The sequence below is a fragment of the Microcoleus sp. B13-B6 genome (genome assembly GCF_036705405.1).
Taxonomy (GTDB): domain Bacteria; phylum Cyanobacteriota; class Cyanobacteriia; order Cyanobacteriales; family Microcoleaceae; genus Microcoleus.
On record NZ_JAUBUJ010000027.1, the window covers coordinates 27,189 to 45,095 of the forward strand.

The 17,907-nt window shown below is 45.3% G+C and carries 18 protein-coding genes and 1 pseudogene; 10 read left to right on the top strand and 9 right to left on the bottom strand.

The window, feature by feature from the left end; all coding sequences use genetic code 11:
* Positions 1-40: 40 nt before the first annotated feature.
* From QUB35_RS14490 to QUB35_RS14500, 3 genes and pseudogenes are all read right to left on the bottom strand, one after another.
* On the bottom strand, positions 41-841 hold the full coding sequence (locus QUB35_RS14490) for an ABC transporter permease (RefSeq protein WP_333142566.1): 801 nt from the start codon (positions 839-841) through the stop codon (positions 41-43).
* A 1,894-nt stretch (positions 842-2,735) separates the two neighbouring features.
* Positions 2,736-3,770: pseudogene (locus QUB35_RS14495) on the bottom strand (ABC transporter ATP-binding protein); the annotation flags it as partial.
* 314 nt (positions 3,771-4,084) lie between these two features.
* Positions 4,085-4,294: a hypothetical protein gene (locus QUB35_RS14500; protein ID WP_332999805.1), complete on the bottom strand. Its 210-nt coding sequence runs from the start codon at positions 4,292-4,294 to the stop codon at positions 4,085-4,087.
* A gap of 172 nt (positions 4,295-4,466) precedes the next feature.
* Between QUB35_RS14500 and QUB35_RS14505 the strand changes: the two genes are divergently transcribed.
* Positions 4,467-4,664 carry a helix-turn-helix transcriptional regulator gene (locus QUB35_RS14505; protein ID WP_332970604.1) on the top strand — a complete coding sequence of 66 codons (198 nt, stop codon included), beginning with the start codon at positions 4,467-4,469 and terminating at the stop codon, positions 4,662-4,664.
* A 73-nt stretch (positions 4,665-4,737) separates the two neighbouring features.
* On the opposite strand, the gene QUB35_RS14510 is transcribed toward QUB35_RS14505, so the two are convergent.
* The 4 genes from QUB35_RS14510 to QUB35_RS14525 form a co-directional block, all read right to left on the bottom strand.
* Positions 4,738-5,382 (bottom strand): Uma2 family endonuclease, encoded by a 645-nt coding sequence (locus QUB35_RS14510; protein WP_333052734.1) that lies wholly within the window; start codon positions 5,380-5,382, stop codon positions 4,738-4,740.
* A 113-nt stretch (positions 5,383-5,495) separates the two neighbouring features.
* Positions 5,496-7,139 carry a trypsin-like peptidase domain-containing protein gene (locus tag QUB35_RS14515; RefSeq protein ID WP_333142567.1) on the bottom strand — a complete coding sequence of 548 codons (1,644 nt, stop codon included), beginning with the start codon at positions 7,137-7,139 and terminating at the stop codon, positions 5,496-5,498.
* A 154-nt stretch (positions 7,140-7,293) separates the two neighbouring features.
* Positions 7,294-7,500, bottom strand: coding sequence for a hypothetical protein (locus tag QUB35_RS14520; RefSeq protein ID WP_333142568.1), 207 nt, complete (start codon positions 7,498-7,500; stop codon positions 7,294-7,296).
* 147 nt (positions 7,501-7,647) lie between these two features.
* On the bottom strand, positions 7,648-8,346 hold the full coding sequence (locus QUB35_RS14525) for a pirin family protein (RefSeq protein ID WP_333142569.1): 699 nt from the start codon (positions 8,344-8,346) through the stop codon (positions 7,648-7,650).
* A gap of 116 nt (positions 8,347-8,462) precedes the next feature.
* Here QUB35_RS14525 and QUB35_RS14530 point away from each other — a divergent pair, with 116 nt between their 5' ends.
* The gene (locus tag QUB35_RS14530; protein ID WP_333142570.1) at positions 8,463-8,801 is read left to right on the top strand and encodes a helix-turn-helix domain-containing protein; all 339 of its coding nucleotides are present in this window, start codon (positions 8,463-8,465) and stop codon (positions 8,799-8,801) included.
* Positions 8,802-8,871: 70 nt separating this feature from the next.
* Positions 8,872-9,270, top strand: coding sequence for a DUF4112 domain-containing protein (locus tag QUB35_RS14535; protein ID WP_333142571.1), 399 nt, complete (start codon positions 8,872-8,874; stop codon positions 9,268-9,270).
* A gap of 304 nt (positions 9,271-9,574) precedes the next feature.
* On the opposite strand, the gene QUB35_RS14540 is transcribed toward QUB35_RS14535, so the two are convergent.
* Positions 9,575-10,597 (bottom strand): beta-eliminating lyase-related protein, encoded by a 1,023-nt coding sequence (locus QUB35_RS14540; protein WP_333142572.1) that lies wholly within the window; start codon positions 10,595-10,597, stop codon positions 9,575-9,577.
* Between the two features lie 82 nt (positions 10,598-10,679).
* On the opposite strand from QUB35_RS14540, the gene QUB35_RS14545 reads away from it, so the two are divergent.
* The 6 genes from QUB35_RS14545 (at position 10,680) to QUB35_RS14570 (ending at position 15,777) form a co-directional block, all read left to right on the top strand.
* Entirely contained in the window at positions 10,680-10,892 is a 213-nt protein-coding gene (locus QUB35_RS14545) for a DUF2997 domain-containing protein (RefSeq protein WP_006633566.1), read from the top strand.
* Positions 10,893-10,903: 11 nt separating this feature from the next.
* A complete protein-coding gene (locus tag QUB35_RS14550) occupies positions 10,904-11,686 on the top strand; it encodes an XRE family transcriptional regulator (RefSeq protein ID WP_333142573.1) in 783 nt (260 codons plus the stop codon).
* A 20-nt stretch (positions 11,687-11,706) separates the two neighbouring features.
* Positions 11,707-13,470, top strand: a complete 1,764-nt coding sequence (locus QUB35_RS14555) for an Hsp70 family protein (protein ID WP_333142574.1) — start codon at positions 11,707-11,709, stop codon at positions 13,468-13,470.
* A 54-nt stretch (positions 13,471-13,524) separates the two neighbouring features.
* Entirely contained in the window at positions 13,525-14,130 is a 606-nt protein-coding gene (locus tag QUB35_RS14560; protein WP_333142575.1) for a hypothetical protein, read from the top strand.
* A gap of 31 nt (positions 14,131-14,161) precedes the next feature.
* Entirely contained in the window at positions 14,162-15,019 is an 858-nt protein-coding gene (locus QUB35_RS14565) for a bifunctional class I SAM-dependent methyltransferase/HIT family protein (RefSeq protein ID WP_333142576.1), read from the top strand.
* Between the two features lie 188 nt (positions 15,020-15,207).
* Positions 15,208-15,777: a hypothetical protein gene (locus QUB35_RS14570; RefSeq protein WP_333085073.1), complete on the top strand. Its 570-nt coding sequence runs from the start codon at positions 15,208-15,210 to the stop codon at positions 15,775-15,777.
* Positions 15,778-15,868: 91 nt separating this feature from the next.
* On the opposite strand, the gene QUB35_RS14575 is transcribed toward QUB35_RS14570, so the two are convergent.
* The gene (locus QUB35_RS14575) at positions 15,869-16,423 is read right to left on the bottom strand and encodes a GNAT family N-acetyltransferase (protein ID WP_333142577.1); all 555 of its coding nucleotides are present in this window, start codon (positions 16,421-16,423) and stop codon (positions 15,869-15,871) included.
* Positions 16,424-16,729: 306 nt separating this feature from the next.
* Here QUB35_RS14575 and QUB35_RS14580 point away from each other — a divergent pair, with 306 nt between their 5' ends.
* Positions 16,730-17,905, top strand: coding sequence for a DUF262 domain-containing protein (locus QUB35_RS14580; RefSeq protein ID WP_333142578.1), 1,176 nt, complete (start codon positions 16,730-16,732; stop codon positions 17,903-17,905).
* The last annotated feature ends 2 nt before the right edge of the window (positions 17,906-17,907 follow it).

The window sequence follows — 17,907 nt, forward strand, 5'->3', positions numbered from 1 at the left end:
CATCTTTCCTCTTTATTCCCCGAAGCCTTCCCTGATGTTTTTAAGAACGCTGATATCGCAAGGCATCGATAGATTGGGCGGTCAGAAATACTCCTAAAATGATGTAACTGGCAAACATAATTAAACTGCTGGTATCGAAAACTCCCTTGACAAGATTGGTATAATTTGTTAGGAGCGACAAATGTCCTAATGCTGTTCCGAAGGCGCCACCGATAGCGACGGCGGCTGCATCGATCACCCAGAGAAATAATACTAGAGCGAAGGTGAGGATGGCTGATAAAATTGTGCTGTCGGTGAGGGAGGAAATAAACATTCCGAGGGATAATACTCCTGCTGCTAGTAAGATTAAGCCGGCGTGGCCTAGCAGAAGAACTCCGGGGAGTACGGGTGGGGTTGAGGAACTGAGGACGATCGCCTCGCAGAACAGCAGGGGCAGCAACATTGTGGTATAAAATGTTAAAACTCCCAGGAGTTTGCCGGTAGCAACTGCCCAGTTTGTTAAGGGCGATGTGGCTAATAGTTCTAAGGTGCCCCGTTTGCGTTCTTCTGCGTAAAGTCCCATTGAGAGTGCAGGTAGTACGAACAAGGAAAGGGAACCCATTATTCGCAGAAAGAGTTGCAGGAATTCGTAAGCAACGTCGATGGGAGGTTCGGTAATTCCCATTTGGTCTCGCTGGCCGATTTGGGGAATTAACCCGTCGGGGGCTAGGAGGATGGCTATTAAAAAGTAGCCGGTGATTAGCCAAAAGACTGCTGCGATGGCATAGGCTAATGGCGATGCAAAATAGCTTTGTAGTTCTTTGCGGTAAATTGCGACAATATTACTAATCATTACTAACATTTAGGAATTGGGAATGGGTAATTGGGCATTGGTAAGTGGTTCATTCTGAGTCCCCTGCAGGTGGTGTTTGGCTGTCGTCGCTATCCTGTTTTTTTCTTTCTATTTGTCGCTTTTTGGTCATAGGCGACTGTTCGGGCCGAGAATCGCTACTCGGTTGTGGCTTTTTTTTAATTGGCCGATTTTTTACAACAGGTTGGGATTCTGGTTGAGAACGTTCGATCGACTTTGGCGCATCTAAAATCGGTTCGGGTTCTGGCTGAGAAAGTTCGATCGACTCTACTGTTTCTACAATAAGTAGATTTTCGACAATCGGTTCTGGTTGAGAAGGTTGGCTCGACTCTACTGTTTCTACAATAAGTAGATTTTCGACAATCGGTTCTGGTGGAGAATACTCGATCGACTTTGGCGCATCTAAAATCGGTTCGGGTTCGGGTTGAGAAGGTTGGCTCGACTCTACTGTTTCTACAATAAGTAGATTTTCGACAATCGGTTCTGGTGGAGAATGCTCGATCGACTTTGGCGCATCTAAAATCGGTTCGGGTGCTGGCTGAGAAAGTTCGATCGACTCTACTGTTTCTACAATAAGTAGATTTTCGACAATCGGTTCTGGTGGAGAATGCTCGATCGACTCTACTGTTTCTATAATGAGCTGATTTTCGACAATCGGTTCTGGTTGAGGATGTTCTAGCGACTCTATTGTTTCGACAATCAGCAGATTTTCGACAATCGGTTCTGGTTGAGAATGCTCGATCGACTGTATTGTTTCTAGAATGAGTAGATTTTCGACAACCGGTTCTGGTTGAGGATGTTCGATCGACTCTTGCCTTTCTACAGTTTCCAGAAAATCTGCCACTGGTTGCATTTCAGATTCTAAATCGCTTATTTCCTCCGGTGTTTCTGTAATTGGTTCGGATTCGGGTTGAGAATAGTCGATCGACTCTTGCCTTTGGACAATCGGTTCTGGTTCATTATGCTCGATCGACTCTACTGTTTGTGAAACTTCTAGATTTTCGACAATCGCTTCTGGTTGATGATGTTCGATCGACTCTGGTGTTTCGACAACTGGTTCTGGTTCTGGTTGAGAATGCTCGATCGACTCTGGTGTTTCTGGAATGAGCAGATTTTCGACTATCGGTTCTGGTTGAGGATGCTCGATCGACTCTACTGTTTCGACAACTGGTTCGGATTCTGGTTGATGATGCTCGATCGACTCTAAGGTTTCTGAAACTTCTAGATTTTCGACAATCGGTTCTGGTTCATGATGCTCGCTCGACTCTTGCCTTTCGACAACTGGTTCTGATTCTGGTTGAGAATAGTCGAGCGACTCTACGGTTTCTGAAACTTCTACATTTTCGACAATCGGTTCTGGTGGAGAAGGTTCTATCGGGAGTCTCTCACTTTTATAAAAAACATTTTTTACAAAAGTGAGCATCCTGCTTGCTTGTTTAGATATCTGTAGCGAGTAAGATCCTCGGGTTCCTGTGACACCCAAACTGAGATGCTTCGCTTCACTCAAATCTACGGTTTCTGCAACTGGTTCTGATTCTGGTTGAGGATGTTCAATCAACTCTGCGGTTTCTGCAACTGGTTCTAATTCGGGTTGAGGATGTTCACTCAAATCTACGGTTTCTGCAACTGGTTCTAATTCGGGTTGAGGATGTTCACTCAAATCTACGGTTTCTGCAACTGATTCTAATTCTGGTGGAGAAAGTTCTATCGGCTCTACGGTTTCTGCAACCGGTTCCGATGCTGAATGAGAATCATCAAGCAACTCTTCAGTTTCTGCAACTGGTTCCGATGCTGAATGAGAATCATAGAGAGACTCTGGTTTATTTGAAACGGGCAGATTGTCCGGGATGATCGTCGGTTGTGATTCCGATTGATGAGAATCGGCGATCGAGTCTTGAATTTCTGCCGCTTCTTGCAGATTTCGATCGACCTCCGGTTCGCTGTGAACCAGATTTTCTTCGGGTTTCTTTTCAGCCGCTGTCAGCCTTAAAAAGACATCTTCGAGAGTAGCGCGAGACCGGCGCATTTCGCACAGTCCAAATCCAGAGGCGACGATAGCTGTAGCAATTTCTCGTCCGGGTTCTCTTTCCGGTTCGCACAAGGCCCGCAGGCGGTAGCGATTCACTAAAAATTGCTGGCTTGGAATCAATTCGATCGATCGAACTCCCGGCAATGTTTCCAAAGAAGGCAACAGCAGACTGTTTACCAAATCCCCCTCGCCTTCAACTTCGAGTTCGTAACCCTCTCCGACAGCCAACTCTCCCATCAAATTTTCGGGAGTACCCGCAGCGACGATTTTACCGCGATTGATGATGGTGACGCGGTTGCAAGTCATGCTGACTTCCGGCAGAATGTGCGTGGAAAGGATGATTGTGTGCTGGCCGCCAAGACTTTTGATTAAATTGCGGACTTCGATGATTTGTCGGGGGTCGAGGCCGACGGTTGGTTCGTCTAAGATAATGACCGGTGGATCGTGGACGATCGCCTGTGCGATACCGACGCGCTGCCGAAATCCTTTAGAAAGCTTGCGGATTAAAACTTTGCGTTTATCAACCAGTCCGCAGCGTTCGATCGCGGAGGTAACTCGTCGCGCGCGATCGCCCGCAGGTACTTGCTTAATCCTGGCGACAAAAAACAGAAACCCTTCCACACTCATTTCTGGATACAGTGGCGGGTTTTCCGGCAGATAACCGATGCGCTGTCTGACTCCCATCGAGTTTTCGTGAACATCGAGGCCGGCGATACGGGCCGTACCGCTGGATGCCGGCAAATATCCCGACAAAATCCGCATGGTTGTGGTTTTACCAGCGCCGTTTGGCCCCAAAAAACCGAGAATTTCTCCTGATTCGACCGAGAAGGACACGTCCGCGATCGCTGCGGTCGAACCGTAAGTTTTGCTTAAGTGTTCTACTTCAATCATTTGTCAGAAGTGACGCGATTTTAGGTTTGAGATTTTAGATTTACTTTGCCAACCACAGGCGGGACGCCTGTTCCACGAAGTGGAGAGTCCCCCCAGCACAGCGGGTCGATCGAATTTATGGCTCAAATGCTAATTTGATTTTGTTTCCCAGTGTAGTCTGGCAAGAACCAAATCTATCATAAGTGTCGATCGGACTTTGAAGCAAAATGCTAGGTAGTAGGGTGCCAAGCCCGGAAATGAGTAGCCGATGTACATCGAATCGCTACCAACCGACGCACCCTACCAGTAGAGTCCGTGCCTACCCGAACCCTCAACTAGCTGCCTTCGATGTTGTTAGGCGCTGTTTCTAGGTTGATATCGGCATTAAAAACAATCACAAATTGAGCCTTGGGGATTAACTGCCGGACGATCCGCAGATAGCCGTCAGCATCGGAATGCCTGAAAAAGTGGGCCACAGTGATTCGCTGCATATTGGGAAGCAGGCGAACAACCAACCACCTGTTAAGGCGCTGTTTGTAGGGCATAATTAAGTTTGTCTCCATTCAGTGTTGGAGCAAAAGCCAGTTCAATGCTTGTCTAGGGCGCGGACTGGCTTTTGACCTTTGTTAGACTTTGTGTCTATATCTAGGTTATGACACGAACTACATATAGTCAACTGAATAAATAGAATAAACTGAACTAAGTACGGGATAGATAATGACGCTGGGGCAAAAGCTAAGAGAAAGACGTGAAAGTCTAGGTTTGACTAGAATACAAGTGGCAAGAGCGTGTAATGTGGTGGAATCCACAGTTATCAACTGGGAAACCGACAGACACGTCCCCAAGCTATACCCAGCACAGATGAAAGCCCTGTGCGACTTATTGAAATTCTCGATCGAAGATTTAGTCGTGTAGCTTCGGGAGTTAAAATAAAGTAGGTTGGACAATCGCGCTTTTTTGCAGAGAGGGCGATCGCTTTCTATTTAGATTACTGCTGAAATTGAGCCAGCAACCAAGCCCCTACCTGTGCTTGATCTTCAGTGCGACTCCGCCGCAAAGCCTCTTCCAACACAGCAATAGTTAATCCCGGCAAAACTTCCGATCGCACAAGCCGCCGACTGCCATTATCAGCAATAATAGCAAAGGCAATAATTTGAGATTTCTGCACGTCTACTACCCAATATTCAGCGACTTTTAACTCTTCGTAAAGCAACCGTTTTTCACCAATATCATCAGCCAAAGTTGAGTCCGCAACCTCTATCACTAAATCTGGCGGTGGGGTAACATCAAGACTTGCGATCGAACTTCCCCTCGGTGCTAATTGCGCTCTTTCTCCAATATAATATGATACATCCGGTTGACACTCTCGCACTCCAGTTTTCCGGTAGCTACAGTTATCCAATCCGTTAAGAGAAATACCTTTGATAGTACAAAATAGATTAATTGCGAAAAGTGCGATCGCATTATCTCGTGAATGATCAGGCCCTACTGACATAGTTTCAATCCTCATTTGTCCGTTGCGGTAATAGCATTTTGCTTTACTGTAAGCTGGGTCATCTGCCATCGCGATGAACTCTTCCCAGGTTGCTACCACCCAGATATCAGTTGGCAATTTAGTCTTTAGTCCACTCATTTTTTTATCCCAAATATCTCGATCGTATAACACCACTCAATCAAACGCAAACCCTGTTCTCTCTACTCTTCCTCTGCGCCCTCTGCGCCCTCTGCGGTTAAATAAAAAAAATCTCAACTCCTTTTCCAAATCTTAATTTCCCCCAACCAACCCGCACTAACAATAGTCTTCCCATCGCTGCTAATAGCCACAGCACTAACATAGCCAGAATGCCCGCTCAAATTACCTCTCAAATCCCCCGATCGCACATCCCAAAGTCTCACACTCTTATCCCAACTCCCAGTAACCAGCGTAGTGCCATCCCGACTGAATGCCACCGACCAAACCCCGTCAGTATGCCCGCTTAAACGCCGAATTAACTGCCCGTTTCCGGCATTCCACAACCCAACAGTGCCATTGCTGTTTCCCGCAGCTAAACTTTTGCCGTCGGGAGTAAAAGCTAGCGACAAAACAGCCAAGTTTTTGCCGCCAATCGTGCGAATTGCTTGACCGCTAGCTAAATTCCACAACCTAATTGAACCATCTTTACTGCCGCTAGCTAAAGTTTTGTTGTCGGGGCTAATTGCAACAGCATTCACCAACCCAGAATGCCCGGTCAAAGTCCGCAGCAGTTCCCCCGTTTTCGGGTTCCAAATCTTAATCGTTTTGTCCCAACTGCCGCTGGCTACAAATTGACCATCAGGGCTAACGGCAACGCTCGAAACTGCATTGGAATGCCCGCTCAAAGTGCGTACAACCGCACCAGTTTCTAAATTCCAAATTTTCACAGTTTTGTCGTCGCTGCCGCTAGCTAACACCTGGGAGTCCGCACTCGCGGCCAGTGCGTTTACGGCTTCCGTGTGACCTTGCAGGGTAGTTTTTAATTGCCCGCTGGGAAAATTCCAAACTGAGATAGTGCCGTTGCTATTTCCTGTGGTAAAATAAGCTGAAGCAAGGGCAAGGGAACTGACAACTTCCGAAGGCCCTTTGAGGGTATTTGTAGCAGCAAAGGCGATCGCACTTGCGGGCGTGCGGGGCGCATTATTCGCCGGAGTTTTAGGGTTTCCGGCAGTAGGAGATTGGGGAACGACTGGCAGGGAAATAGTCGATCGCCATTTCATGAAAGTATTAATTTCTATTCCCGCCGCCACGATTTTATCGGAGTTTTCCTCTAACCTGACAATGCCGTTAATTGCGACAACTCGCCCTGCATCATCGAGCACCGGGCCCCCGCTCATGCCCGCTCTCACTAAGTTGTTGTATACCAAAGTATAGCCGTTCCAGGGAGTTTGGCGGCCGGTAAGCTGACCTTCCGTGGCGATGAAAATCGGCTGTCTCAGGGAACCGCCGGATATCGGCCAGCCCGCCACATAAGCCTTGTTTCCCTTAGTTGCTGCGGAATTGGCTAATTGAGCCAAGGGGTAGCTTTGAGTGCTGCTGAAAGGTACGATCGCCAAATCCGCACCGGGCATTCGCCGCACGAGGCTATAGTATACAGAGTGAGCTTTGCCGTCGGGAGTTACGACCTCGTAATCGCCGGCTTTATCGACAACGTGCCAGTTTGTGAGAATATAGTATGTGCTGCCCTGCTTCTCTAAAATTACTCCTGAACCGCCTTTTGCCCCCTGGATGCGAACAGTAATTTGTTGGGCAACGGTTTTAACTTTGTCGGCGGTTAATGCGAGGGCGATTTGAGGTGATGTCAGTGGGATGAGGGCGATCGAACTCAGGGCGATCGTAGCACTCAAAATAGCCGGAATTGTTCTGCTGTAATTCATTATTGTGTCAATTTAACATACCCACATATCAACTGACGGAAAAGTTATCCGGTTTGTGGCATATTTACAACGCGAAAATGCCTGCGCGATCGAACTTTCGACATTCGCACAAGCCTCACAATATTTGACACAGCCCTCTGGCTAGCAGAAAAATTTAGAATTGGGAACCACAAATAGACTCAACCATAGCAACTGGCTTATCTCTATTTTGATCTCGGCAAATGATACTTTCAGCCCTACGCTGCCGCGAATATTCCCCATTAGCCATCCAGCCGAGGGGTGCGCCTGCGATCGCGCCGACTGCTAAACCAGTGATGAGGCTCCAAACAAGATGCTTTCTGGCGATCGGGTTTTGTTGCATAAAAATTTATCCTAAAGACTCACCCTTAGAAAAAATATCACAAATAAAATTTACTTTCTTCCTCCTATTTACTTATTTCCTAAGTAGTAACCCACCCTAAGTAGGGTGCGAATTACGCACCTTACTGAGTATGTAGGCTGCCCAATTTTATGCTAAATCAAAAAGCAAAATTTCTGCATCTGCTGCCGCTTCAATCACCACCTCATACTCACCGCTAACCGCCGCAGCGTCGCCATTTTTCAAGGTCAAACCGTTCAGCAAAACCGAGCCGCGAGCCACTTGCACCCAAGCATGGCGATTCGGCTGCAAAGCATGAGAAACCCGCGATTCTTTATCCAAAACAGCCGCATACAAATCAACATCTTGATGCACTTTCACAGCACCATCTCTCGCATCTCGCGCCGCCACTAAGCGCAGTTTTCCGTGCCTTTCTGCTAGGGGAAATTCGCGCTGCTCGTAACTCGGCTGCAAGCCTTTTGTATCGGGTAACAGCCAGATTTGCAGCAAATGAACCGGGTCTGTTTGCGAGTTATTGAACTCGCTGTGCTGGATACCCGTACCTGCACTCATCCGCTGCACTTCACCGGGTTTAATCACTGCACCGGTACCCAAACTATCCTTGTGTTCTAATGCTCCTTCTAATACATAAGTAATGATTTCCATGTCGCTGTGGCCGTGAGTGCCGAAACCTCTGCCGGGGCTAACGAAATCCTCATTAATTACCCGCAAAGAGCGAAAATTCATATAATTTGGATCGTAATAGCCGGCAAAAGAAAATGTGTGGTAACTGTCCAGCCAACCGTGATTAGCGTGTCCTCTTGCTTCACTTTTTCTGACGGTAATCATTTTCTGAATCCTCAGTGAAATTTATCGGGTGTTTCTTTGATGTTTTTATTTTAAACCGAGTCAAGCTATTATGGATAGTACGCACTTAAAAGTGCGGTACTTACCAAAAAGATACTATGCAAGTCCAAGAAGTAAAGGTCGATCGAGCAAATTGCCCTGTAGAACGCACTCTAGAGGTGATAGGCGGGCGCTGGAAAGTCTTGATTCTGCGGGAGTTGTTTCCAGGAGTGAAGCGCTTTAACGAGCTGCAACGAGCTGTCAACGGCATTACTCAGAAGATGCTGACGCAGCAACTGCGGGAAATGGAATCAGATGCGATCGTGCACCGGGAAATTTACCTGCAAGTGCCGCCAAAAGTTGAATATTCGCTAACGCCTTTGGGCGAAAGTCTCAAACCGATTATTAATGCCATGCACGAATGGGGAATTCAGCATATTAGCGAAGATCGAGAATGAGCGGTTTCTAGATATTTTTTTCCGTCTTCCGACAGATTTCAAATTTTCAACCTAGTTCAACAATAATAATATGAACAACATAGAGCGTCTCGCCACCCTCAACCGCATCCGCAAACTCAGCCGCCTGATGGATACCGCCATTGGCATCCCCGGCACTAAATTTCGCATTGGTTTAGATCCCATTATCGGTTTAGTTCCGGGTGCTGGGGATATCGTAGATACCGCGTTTTCCGCCTACCTAATTTATTTAGCAACTCGATTCAACATTCCCCAAAAAACTCTAGGGAAAATGGTTTACAACATCGGTCTAGAAGCCGTTGTGGGATCAGTACCTTTAGTAGGAGATATCTTCGATGCTTTTTATAAATCAAACATGAGGAATCTGGCCCTTTTAGAAGCACATCTCGAAGAGGCTGAACCCGAACTAGCCGCAGTTGCCGAACCTGTTCCTCAATCTATTAAATTGTAGGTACGGGTTTCACAAACAATAATTGTAAATAACCAGCAATCTCTCAAGCCCGCCCCCACCCAACGAGAAATCCCCGTGCCTATTTTTCCCATTTAAAATGTAGGGGCGGGTTTCACCAACAATAATTGTAAATAACAAACAATCTCTCAAACCCGCCCCCACCCAACGAGAAATCCCCGCGCCTATTTTTCGCATTTAATATATAAATCAAGGTTGATGTGGATGATTTGTTAGGTGGGGGCGGGTTTCTTAGATTGTTCATAGCTGGCCGGTATTATTTGTAAAACCCGCCCCTACATTTTAATCATTGATGTCGTTTAACCGCTTCCACGAAAGCAATAACATCCGCTTCCAAAGTATTAAAAGCCGTTACCAGTCTAACAGTACATTCATCCCACCGATAAAACAGAAAGCCCTCAGCTAAAACCGCTGTAATTACCGATTCGGGAAGTTGAATAAAAATCTCGTTGGCTTCAACCCGATGGCAAAAATTCGCTCCCTCAACTCCCGCCAAACCTGCGGCTAATTTGGCGGCCATATTATTTGCATGAGCCGCATTCTTCAGCCACAAATCATCCGTTATATACGCTTCCAACTGCGCCGACAAAAACCGCATTTTCGAGAAAAGATGCCCGCTGCGCTTGCGGTAAAAAGGGAAAGTCTTTGCTAATTCGCGATTTAAAAAAACCACAGCTTCCGCAGCCATCGCGCCGTTTTTTGTCGCTCCAAACGAGAGAATATCTACACCAGCGCGCCAAGTGATATCCGCAGGAGAACAGCCCAAACTCGCGACAGCATTGGCAAAGCGAGCTCCATCCATGTGCAGGTGCAAATTGTGAGCGCGAACTACTTCCGAAATATGGGAAATGTCCGCTGGATTGTAGACTGTGCCGGCTTCCGTTGCTTGAGTGATGCTGACGGCTGCGGGCTGTACGTGATGGACGACACCTGCACCAGCGCGATCGAGTATTTTTCCTAAAGTCTCTGCCTCTATTTTAGCATGATTTCCTGTTACTGTTACTAACTTTGCACCGCCTGTAAAAAACTCCGGCGCGCCGCATTCATCTACATTAATATGAGATGCCGCGTGACAGTAAACAGCGCCGTAAGGAGGAGTAACAACCGCAAGGGCCAGAGCATTAGCAGCAGAACCAGTTGCTACCGGAAAAACAGTCACCGATGTCTCGAACAAATCCGAAAATTTAACTTGCAAACGCTGTGTATATTCATCATCTCCGTAAGACATCACAGCACCGCAATTAGCCGCTGCAATCGCAGCCATAATCTCCGGCGAAACCCCGGTTGCATTGTCGCTACAAAAATTCATTAGAATAATTGGTAAATAGAATCTATAATATAACTCAACACTCAAGAGTCAACACTCAAGCATTAAACCACGAGGCAGAATTATGGCAGAATACCGCCAAATAGAATACCGCATCGGCAAAGACGGCAAAATTACCGAAACCGTCCTCAACGCCACAGGTTCGAGTTGCACCGAAACCACCGCCGGAATTGAAAAAGCCCTCGGAAAAGTAGAATCTCAAGACTTGCTGCCAGAATACTACCAAGGCGAAGAAAATTTGGTCGTTGAACAAACGCAGACTTTAAAACAAGTTTAGAAGAGTTAAAGATGTTTGATATCCTGGGTGCAACAGTTGATGTAACAACAGTGCCTGCCTTCAGCTTCGCGCTAGCTATCGGGGGCATTTTTCTAATTTTAGTGTACGTTTATGCTGCATCTGAGGCGGGAGATGCGATCGAGTTTAAGTACGATACAATTCTGCGGGAACGCATGAATCAGCTAGACATTCTCGATTGGCAAGATTTAGGCGAAAAAGCAGGCTTAAGTCGCTTTGGGGTGCGCTTAGTGCGGCAGGGAGACGTGGGAAAACTCACCCTAGACCAACTGAGGCGGCTGGCAACAGTGCTGAATTTGAATTTTCAAGAGTTCGATCGCACTTTGAGCGCGCTGCCAATATCGGCTACAATCACAACTAATCCCAGCGAAATAGAAGAATTGAGGCAGCAGTGTTTCCGGCTGCGAGAAGAATTGCAGCAGCAAAAAGCTCAACTAACTGCCGATTTTCGCCGCGCTACCTTTGAACAGTTGCAAACTTTGTTAACCAACTATCCCGCCGCCCGCAAAATGGCAGAAGCCAAGCCGGATATGCCCGCCAAAAATCTCTCAGCTTTGTTTACTCCCTTAGAAAACCTGTTATCAAGCTGGGATTTTCAAACAATCGGTTCTGCGTGGGAACAAACTCCTTACAATCCGCAGTTGCACCAGCCGGATGTTGAGGATATAACAGAAGGAGAATTAGTTTATATTCGGTTTGTCGGCTATCGCGAGGGAGAGCGAATTCTTACTCCTGCTAAAGTTAGTCGCACCCTGCCAGCGGGAATGAAAAATTAAATTTTAAATTTAAAATCACCATGACTACAGTTGCCATTGACTTCGGCACCAGCAACACGGTTGTCTGCATTCTTAACCCGGATACGCAAACACCAGAAACTTTGAGATTGGGCGAGATGTCCCGCATTTTTAAAACCAAGAATTCGAGCGGAGATGTTCGAGAAATATCTGTAGTGCCGACTTTAGTCTTTGTGAACAAGGCGGGAGAGTTGGTGTTAGGAGAAAAAGTGCGATCGCAGCGTTTGGGACAATCCCAGCCCGACCGTTTTTTCAAAGCTTTTAAACGCAATTTAGCTGCCGATTTTCAGCCGCCGCCCCGCAATATCGACGGCGAAACCTACACAGTCGAATCAGTAGCTGAACAGTTTATCAAAACTATTTGGAAACAATTATATTTACAAAATATACAGGCAGACAAAGTAATTTTTACCGTCCCCGTTGGATCATTTGAGCGATATCTAGATTGGTTTCGCGACTTAGGAGAAAGTTTGGGAGTTGCGGAAGTTCAGGTAATAGATGAATCCACAGCCGCCGCCCTGGGATATGCAGTAAAACGCCCCGGCTCTCTAGTTTTAGTAGTTGATTTTGGCGGCGGAACTTTAGATTTAAGTTTAGTTCGCACTGCTGTAACCCCCCCCTTACCCCCCCTTAGCAAGGGGGGGAGAAATCTCGATTCCCCCCTTAGTAAGGGGGAGATAAATCTCGATTCCCCCCTTAGTAAGGGGGAGATAAATCTCGATTCCCCCCTTAGTAAGGGGGAGATAAATCTCGCTCCCCCCCTTAGCAAGGGGGAGATAAATCTCGCTCCCCCCCTTAGCAAGGGGGGGCTGGGGGGGGTGCGTGCCGAAGTGTTAGCAAAATCCGATGCTTATGTAGGCGGCGAAGATATTGACATCTGGATTGTCGAAGATTATTTGCGGCAAATTGGTTCATCGCGGGCAGAAGTCGGCCCAATTGGCTGGCAAAATTTATTAGACATAGCGGAAAAATTAAAAATTCAGCTTTCTCAAGTTAATGAGGCGAAGGAAAGCTGGTTTGACGATGAAAATTTTATGTCTTACGACTTGCAGCTAAACCGAGAGAAGCTTGAGGAAATTCTGGAATCTAGGCAGTTGTTAGAACAGTTGCGGGAAAGTTTAGATGAAGTGCTGATTATTGCACAGGGAAAAGGTATCGGTAAAGCAGATATCGAACAGGTTTTGCTGGTAGGAGGAACTTCTCTAATTCCGGCTGTATCTAACTTAGTGGTTTCGTATTTTGGGCGGCAAAAAGTCCAAAGAGACAAGCCTTTTGAAGCAGTGGCGCACGGTGCTTTAGCATTGACACAATTAGCGAGTGTTGACGATTATTTGCGCCACAGCTATGCAATTCGCCTCTGGGAACCTTATGCTAAAGCTTATGCTTATTCGCCGATATTTAGCAAGGAAATGAAGTATCCCTGCCAAAGTTCCGAAGAGTTGACGTTGCAAGTGGCAATTGAAGGGCAAAGGGAAATTCGGTTAGATATTGGGGAAGTTGCGGAGGTATTGCAAGCGGAGGTTATTTTTAACGAAAAAGGGCAAATGATGAGCAGCTTACTCAACAAACAAACGGATTTTCGCTCTCTGGAAAGCCACCACCAGCAGGTTTGCGTAGCGCATTTGAATCCGCCTGGGGTATTGGGAATTGACAGGGTTTCGGTGAGTTTTGAGGTGGATGAGAGGCGGGTTTTGTTGGCGACGGTGCGGGATTTGGTGACTGGTAAGGTGTTGGTGGAAAAAGGGGCGATCGCCAAACTGCAATAATGGTAAAATCTCAAGTATCATCGGTATTTTTTAGTTAAGTTAAGGACTTTTAAAATGTCATATAGTGAATTTACTACCATCACCAAAGTGCGTGCAGCATTTAACCTCACTGTTAATGAAAAAACTGTTTTGTTTGCAGATGTAGAATCAATTGCACCTAGCGAATATCTCAAAACAACCCTAGCAGAATATATCCCTCTCGCCAATGCTATCAATACTGAAAAAGCTCGATCCGAGTTAATTATTGCTCCCGTATTATTAGAAGTACGGCGCATTTTAAACTTCCAAATCGGCTTTTTTTCCGGCACGGAATTTAATGCCGATCCCGAAAGTGGACTTAACGGGTACTGCGATTATATCCTCACCGCATCCAGCGATTTGTACGAAATCAGAACACCAGTTGTAACCTTAGTAGAAGCCAAAAATGAAAACATCAAAAACGGATTAGGACAGTGTATTGCTGAAATGTTGGGAGCCCAGCGATTCAATCAACAGCAAAATGATGAAATTGAGGCGATTTACGGAGGTGTTACCACGGGAAATGCTTGGAAGTTTCTCAAATTGGTAAATCAAACAGCTTTTATTGACTTGAACGATTATTATATTAACGAAGTTGACAAAATTCTCGGAATTTTAACAAAACCTTTACGAAAAGACTAAAAACAACGATTGAAATCAAATTTATGCCCCCATGAAAAAGCAACAAAATAAATTCAGCCACCTGACGGCAATGGAAAGAATTTCCCTGTCCTTTCCAGCCAGATTTTTATTGGATAAAAACTTGCTGCAAGGCAAAGTCTTAGATTTTGGGTGCGGCTTGGGCAGCGATGTTAGATTGTTGCAGCAAAAAGGCTTCGATATTACGGGTTATGACCCTTATTATTTCCCGGAATTCCCCGAAGATAAATTCGACACAATCATTTGCTTTTATGTTTTGAATGTTTTGTTTCCCGAAGAACAAGCTAATGTCCTGATGGAAGTGTCGCACCTGTTGAAACCGGGAGGGCAGGCGTATTTTGCGGTGAGAAGGGATATCAAAAAAGAAGGCTTTCGAGAACATTATGTCCACAAAAAACCTACATATCAGTGCATTGTCAAACTTCCTTTTAAGCCAGTTCACCTAGATGAGTCTTGCGAAATTTACAAATACGTGCATTACAATCATCAAAGAAATTCAACTAATCACTGCATATTCTGCAATCCGTATAAAAACCTAATTTTGCTAACTGAATCAGCAACAGCTTATGCGATGTTTGACGGTTATCCCGCCAGCAAAGGTCATGTTTTAATCATCCCCAAGCGTCACGTTGCCAATTATTTTGAACTGCCGTTTCGAGAGCAATCCGCTTGCTGGTTTATGGCTAATAAGGTGCAAGAAATGTTAAGTAAAGAGTTTCAGCCAGACGGTTTTAATGTGGGAATCAATATTAATAAACAGGCTGGTCAAAGTCGCAGTCACGCGGCTATTCATGTTATCCCCCGCTACAATGGCGATGCGGCTGGGAATAAAGGCGGAATTAGGTATGTGATTCCCAAGAGTGAAAAATAAAAGTTAGCCAATTGTGAAAGGAATTCTTTTTTACCGCAGAGGCGCAGAGAACACAGAGGAATAGAGAAGAGAGGAATTCATAATTTTTGTAAGGATTGTTATATTTGAGCAAACGGCGAGCAAAATAGAGTTAAAATGTGTTGGCAAGGTCTAAAACTACACATTAGCAGCAATTTGGTGTTCTGTTTATGTCTAAGCGCAAAAAGCAAGCATGGCTCAAGGAAACTCTAGAACTCAAAGAAGACCACAATTGGAAGTCAAAGCCGGGAACCCGAATTTTTGTAGCAGGAAGAGGTGCAGTCCGCTTTGATGTCCCGGAAGATTGGCATTTTGAACCGGATACTAATTCGTTCCGGTTTACGGATAAAAAGCCGCCGGATGATGATTGTCGTTTGGAGGTTTCGTTTAATTTGCTACCACCTAATAACTGGGCAGATTTTCCGCTGGTGCCGCTATTACAGAAGGTAGTTGAAGATGATACGCGAAATCCGATCGCTTTTGGGGAAATTATCCAATTGAAGCGGCAAACTGCCCGCGTTGTTTGGACTGAATTTAAGTTTATCGACCCTCCAGAACAGCGGGAAGCTTATTCGCGAATCTGTATTGGATTGGGTTCTAATGTTCAGTGTTTGATTACTTTTGATTACTGGGTTGACGATGCAGAGCGTTTGACTCCTGTCTGGGATACGGTGATGGATTCGTTAGTTCTGGGTTTGTTTATCAGCGACCCTCGAACGGGGTTCGCACGTCCAGACTAGACCGATTTTCTGGGAAACTTTCAACAACTAATTTTGCTAAGTGTTGAATTGGCAAGCCACCAGTCAGTAAATTTAGAACCTACATTAAACTTTACAACCGCTTTGCCATGTAAATATCTGGCTTGCCAATTCCGTTCGCGTCGGGCATCACTCCCACGATCGCAAAACCCATCTTTTGATAAAATTCGTAGGGATGACCGCGCAAATTTCTAATTTTGGCGACGTGTTCCCAAACGTTAGGATAAAGATTGATGCCTGAAAGAGTGGTTTGATTGTCTTCGTCGTCGGTACCCACCCACAGCACGATCCCTCCCCGGTTTTTAGCTTCTGCTGCTAAATCAGCTACGAGCGATCGACCAATTCCTTGTCTGCGAAATTCTGTTCCCACTACCAGCGGGTGCAGTTCCCAAACATTACCGTCATACTGTTTAATCCCGCCAATCCATCCCAAAACTTGATTGTTGTCGGCCACAGCAATTCGACTGATGCGATCGGCTCCCAAAGATTCTTGCACTTCTTGCAAAGCAGAATTTAGATCGGGCCAAGCATCGGGCCAATGCTCTTTAAAACCTTCAACTATTAATTTAGCTACCTGTTGAATTTTTGGCTCGTCAACCGCACGCAAATCTGTAATTTGTACGTTCATGATTTTACATACTAAATCAAGGATTACGGACTAATACGCTCACAAACCGGATTTTAGAACCGGGGTAAACGGCAAAAACGAAGTCAGGACTCACGAGGGCAACATTCGCTACAGCTTGCCCGATAGCCAGATTTCATATTTCATTCTAGGCTAATTTTGCCATAAAATCGGATTTGGCGATCGGGTAAGGGCGATCGATCTTCTGCAGCGATAATTTGCGATCGCTAGTTTGCTAGATTTGAGTCGATCGGCTAATCCTGAAAATGCTATAATTATTAACAAGTTGTGCTTAGGGAGACTACGGAAATGCAGCTCGCACCATTTGAAGAAAAGATGTGGAATAGTTGGTCCCAAAACACACCAGATCATCGCAGGTTCGATCGCGACACATACCAGCGCTACGACTTCAAAGAAACACCAATCGTTACCGAAATTAACCGTGAAAAGCTTCCCCGGTTTGTTGAATCATTAAAACTTTCTAATTATATAGAAATGCGATCGTTCTACCAAAGAAGGGGTCGTTGGACTGCGACGATGAAATCCAGATTGATAGAGTCATTTATTCTCAATATTCCCGTACCTTCAATAATTCTGTATAAACAAGATTTCAAGCCTTATGAAGTCTTGGATGGTGAGCAGCGAATCTCCGCTATTCAAGAGTTTTATGAAAACCAACTAAAACTGACTGAGCTGGAAATTTTGCCTGAATTAAATGGACATACCTACAGCAGACTTCCTCTACAAATTAGGGCTAATATCGATCGCAGATCCATATCCTCAATAGCAATTCTTGCCGAATTAACATCCAATCCTGAAGCAGACAAGTTCCTCAAAAAGAAAACCTTTGAACGTCTAAATACTGGAAGATTAAATTTCAGCCAACAGGAAATGAGAAACATTTTGTATGGTGGAAAGTTCAATGAACTGTTGCTAAGATTAGCGCGCAATCCCATATTTGCTGAAGCTTGGGGAATTCCGACAGACGATAAAAGCCGAGACTTAGAGAAGAACAGTATTTATGAAAAAATGGAAGATGCTGAATTAGTTTTGCGTTTTTTTGCCCTAAGAAATATAGAACATTATCAAATGGAACTGCCAGATTTTTTAGACTTGTATATGATGAAAACTGCAAGTTTTTCCCTGCACGATATTAATTTTCTGGAAGATTCTTTTATAGAAACTCTTTCATTAGCCTATCGAGTTTACGGACAGCATTTATTTAAACCATTCGATCCTCAATCTCAAACTTGGTCTGAACAATCCAATCGATTCTATTATGATGCGACTATGCTTGGTTTTAACAAGCATTTACTTGATGCCTATCAATTAATGTCTGGAAGACATCGCGTTATTGAAGCAACAAAAAACCTCTTTAACCAACCGGAAGCTCGTTTTTTGACAGGAGGTGGAACAAGTAAAGCAGAGATTCAGGAGCGGCTCGGAATATTTGACGAAATGCTTTCGCAAGTTATCGGAGAGTAACT

Bases quoted from the DNA above. Each gene is read 5' to 3' on its own strand.
- QUB35_RS14500 (WP_332999805.1), bottom strand. From the start codon at position 4,294: ATGCCCTACAAACAGCGCCTTAACAGGTGGTTGGTTGTTCGCCTGCTT.
- QUB35_RS14515 (WP_333142567.1), bottom strand. From the start codon at position 7,139: ATGAATTACAGCAGAACAATTCCGGCTATTTTGAGTGCTACGATCGCC.
- QUB35_RS14575 (WP_333142577.1), bottom strand. From the start codon at position 16,423: ATGAACGTACAAATTACAGATTTGCGTGCGGTTGACGAGCCAAAAATT.
- QUB35_RS14525 (WP_333142569.1), bottom strand. From the start codon at position 8,346: ATGATTACCGTCAGAAAAAGTGAAGCAAGAGGACACGCTAATCACGGT.
- QUB35_RS14505 (WP_332970604.1), top strand. From the start codon at position 4,467: ATGACGCTGGGGCAAAAGCTAAGAGAAAGACGTGAAAGTCTAGGTTTG.
- QUB35_RS14550 (WP_333142573.1), top strand. From the start codon at position 10,904: ATGTTTGATATCCTGGGTGCAACAGTTGATGTAACAACAGTGCCTGCC.
- QUB35_RS14565 (WP_333142576.1), top strand. From the start codon at position 14,162: ATGAAAAAGCAACAAAATAAATTCAGCCACCTGACGGCAATGGAAAGA.
- QUB35_RS14535 (WP_333142571.1), top strand. From the start codon at position 8,872: ATGAACAACATAGAGCGTCTCGCCACCCTCAACCGCATCCGCAAACTC.
- QUB35_RS14560 (WP_333142575.1), top strand. From the start codon at position 13,525: ATGTCATATAGTGAATTTACTACCATCACCAAAGTGCGTGCAGCATTT.
- QUB35_RS14530 (WP_333142570.1), top strand. From the start codon at position 8,463: ATGCAAGTCCAAGAAGTAAAGGTCGATCGAGCAAATTGCCCTGTAGAA.
- QUB35_RS14545 (WP_006633566.1), top strand. From the start codon at position 10,680: ATGGCAGAATACCGCCAAATAGAATACCGCATCGGCAAAGACGGCAAA.
- QUB35_RS14490 (WP_333142566.1), bottom strand. From the start codon at position 841: ATGTTAGTAATGATTAGTAATATTGTCGCAATTTACCGCAAAGAACTA.
- QUB35_RS14555 (WP_333142574.1), top strand. From the start codon at position 11,707: ATGACTACAGTTGCCATTGACTTCGGCACCAGCAACACGGTTGTCTGC.
- QUB35_RS14540 (WP_333142572.1), bottom strand. From the start codon at position 10,597: ATGAATTTTTGTAGCGACAATGCAACCGGGGTTTCGCCGGAGATTATG.
- QUB35_RS14580 (WP_333142578.1), top strand. From the start codon at position 16,730: ATGCAGCTCGCACCATTTGAAGAAAAGATGTGGAATAGTTGGTCCCAA.
- QUB35_RS14510 (WP_333052734.1), bottom strand. From the start codon at position 5,382: ATGAGTGGACTAAAGACTAAATTGCCAACTGATATCTGGGTGGTAGCA.
- QUB35_RS14520 (WP_333142568.1), bottom strand. From the start codon at position 7,500: ATGCAACAAAACCCGATCGCCAGAAAGCATCTTGTTTGGAGCCTCATC.
- QUB35_RS14570 (WP_333085073.1), top strand. From the start codon at position 15,208: ATGTCTAAGCGCAAAAAGCAAGCATGGCTCAAGGAAACTCTAGAACTC.